The 2,266-nt window shown below is 61.6% G+C and carries 2 protein-coding genes and 1 pseudogene; 2 read left to right on the forward strand and 1 reads right to left on the reverse strand.

The window, feature by feature from the left end:
• Nucleotides 1–375: 375 nt before the first annotated feature.
• Both P7D22_RS22875 and P7D22_RS22880 read left to right on the forward strand, forming a co-directional pair.
• On the forward strand, nucleotides 376–960 hold the full coding sequence (locus P7D22_RS22875; protein ID WP_319936549.1) for a TetR/AcrR family transcriptional regulator: 585 nt from the start codon (nucleotides 376–378) through the stop codon (nucleotides 958–960).
• Between the two features lie 47 nt (nucleotides 961–1,007).
• Nucleotides 1,008–1,733, forward strand: coding sequence for an SDR family oxidoreductase (locus P7D22_RS22880; RefSeq protein ID WP_319936550.1), 726 nt, complete (start codon nucleotides 1,008–1,010; stop codon nucleotides 1,731–1,733).
• Nucleotides 1,734–1,960: 227 nt separating this feature from the next.
• Here P7D22_RS22880 and P7D22_RS22885 read toward each other — a convergent pair.
• A pseudogene (locus tag P7D22_RS22885) lies at nucleotides 1,961–2,266 on the reverse strand (integrase core domain-containing protein); the annotation flags it as partial.

Raw genomic sequence — 2,266 nt, forward strand, 5'->3', positions numbered from 1 at the left:
CCAAGGGATTGGGACTGGTGCGGGGCGATCTGACGGGCATCCTGATGGTGTGCCGCATGCTCGCCTTGCACTGCAAGCTGGATGACAAGCCGAATTTCGATGCCTCCTTCGCCAAGCGCCTCACCCTCATACCCGTGGTCTCCACGTCGGCTAGAACAGCCCATTGCAGGATATGAAAGAGGGGACCACGATCGCAGATCGGTAAGGGCTCAGGTCGGCTACCGGCAGTCTCCAAATCAACAACTGCACCCAAAAATAAACAGAACTTACAGTACCGACACCATAAAGTATCGATACGTCATGGGTTCAGAACAATCTCCGAGCTTTCGACCGCGCGAAGCCGCTGCGCCGCGGCCTCGATCGGGAGGCCGCAAATTGGATGGAGCGCGCGATGCCGCCATCCTCAGCGCGACCATCGACATCCTGGTCGAGGTCGGATTCGAGAGAATGACGGTGGACATGGTGGCGGCACGGGCTCGTGCCGGCAAAGGCACTGTTTATCGCCGGTGGCCCTCGAAGACAGACATGGTGCTGGATGCCGTCGCGCAGATGAAGCGCGATCAGATCGACTTCGACCAGCTGACCGATACCGGCAGCCTGCGCGGCGACATGCTCGCCTTGTTTGACGCAGGCTCGGCCGCTCGGGGCGAACGATTCATGCGCGCCGTGGTCGCGCTCGCCGCGTTGCTCGCGCAAGAGCCAGACGTCGCGGATGCCGGCCACGAGGCGATGATCGAACCCTGGACGCAGGCCAACCGCATTTTGATCGGCCGTGCGATTGCGCGGGGCGAGGTGCGGGCGACGGTGGACGTCGAAGCGATCGCCCAGGTCATTCCAGCGATGGGCGGCTACCGTTCGCTCATACAGCGTCGACCATTCGACCGGGCCTTCCTCGTCGGTCTCCTTGACCACGTGCTGCTGCCCGCGCTCGGCATCGCGCCGGCGCACCCTTCCCCTTGAGCCAGCAACCGGACACCAGCATGAACTTCCAGAACAAGACGGCACTCGTGACCGGCGGCGGCACCGGCATTGGGCTCGCCATCACGCGCGCGCTCGTGCAGGCCGGTGCACATGTCACGATCGTCGGCCGAGACCTTGCTCGCCTGGACAAGGTCAGGTCCGAGCTGGCGAACGTGTCCACCCTGCAGGCCGATCTGGCCGTGAAAACGGAGCGAGAACGGCTGGTCGCCGAGGTGTCGTCCCAGGATCGACCGCTCGACCTCCTCATCAACAACGCCGGCATCATGCAGTATTTTGCGCTGGCCGATGATCGTGCGCTTGACCGGCTCGACACCGAACTTGCGTTGGATCTCCATGCGCCAATCCACCTGACGACGGCCTTGCTGCCGCATCTGCTTGCCCGGCCCGAAGCCGCGATCGTCAATATCACGACCGGACTGATCTACGCGCCGTTCGGCAACACACCCGGCTATAGCGCGGCCAAAGCCGGGCTTCACGGCTTCACCCGCTCGCTGCGCTGGCAGGTCAGGAACACGAACCTCAAGGTCGTCGAACTGATGCCGCCCGCCGTCGACACCAACATGACCCGGCGTTACGACGGGTCCAAGACGGATGCGGCAAGCATCGCCAAAGCTTTGATGCAGGGCCTCGCCAACGGCGTCGACGAGGTGCGTCCCGGCCAGACCAAGGCGCTCTATGCAATGTCGCGCCTCGCCCCCGCCTTCATCTTTCGTGCCCTCAACAAGGCTGTCGACAAAACGCCACTCGATTGATGGTAGAAGCGCCTGTTGCAGTCTGCAAATTCAAGTTTCTGGCACTGACATCGCCCCGGTCTGGTGGACCACCTGAAGCTTTCATCAAAGGTGTTCTCAATGCCGGGGAACCGCCTAAACTGGATCGCGGATGCGGTGAGAAAAGAGTCAGCGTGGAGGAGATTCTCTCTGGCCTGATGTGGCTGAGCGAAATGAACTAACCCGGCTGCGGCGTGAGACCCAGTAGATTAGATGTTCAGTCCCGGGATGTGATGGAGCGGGTTGAGGGTGAATCGTTGCGGCTCCTTTGTCCAGGGCTTGCAGACGTAATCGTAGGGCGTGAGCCCCTTGAGGGTCTTGAGGGTCTTGAGGGTCTTGAGGCGTCGGGCGAAGTTGTATGCCGTGACGAAGTCAGCGAGATGTGTTCGGAGTTGATCGTGCGTCTCGTAGTAGAGGCGCTTGACGGTCGCGTCCTTGATCGTCCGGTTCATGCGCTCGACCTGACCATTGGTTCACGGATGCTTCGGTTTGGTCAGCCGATGATCGATGGTGTT

The organism is Lichenihabitans sp. Uapishka_5, from assembly GCF_033947565.1.
In the GTDB taxonomy this organism is placed as follows: Bacteria; Pseudomonadota; Alphaproteobacteria; order Rhizobiales; family Beijerinckiaceae; genus Lichenihabitans.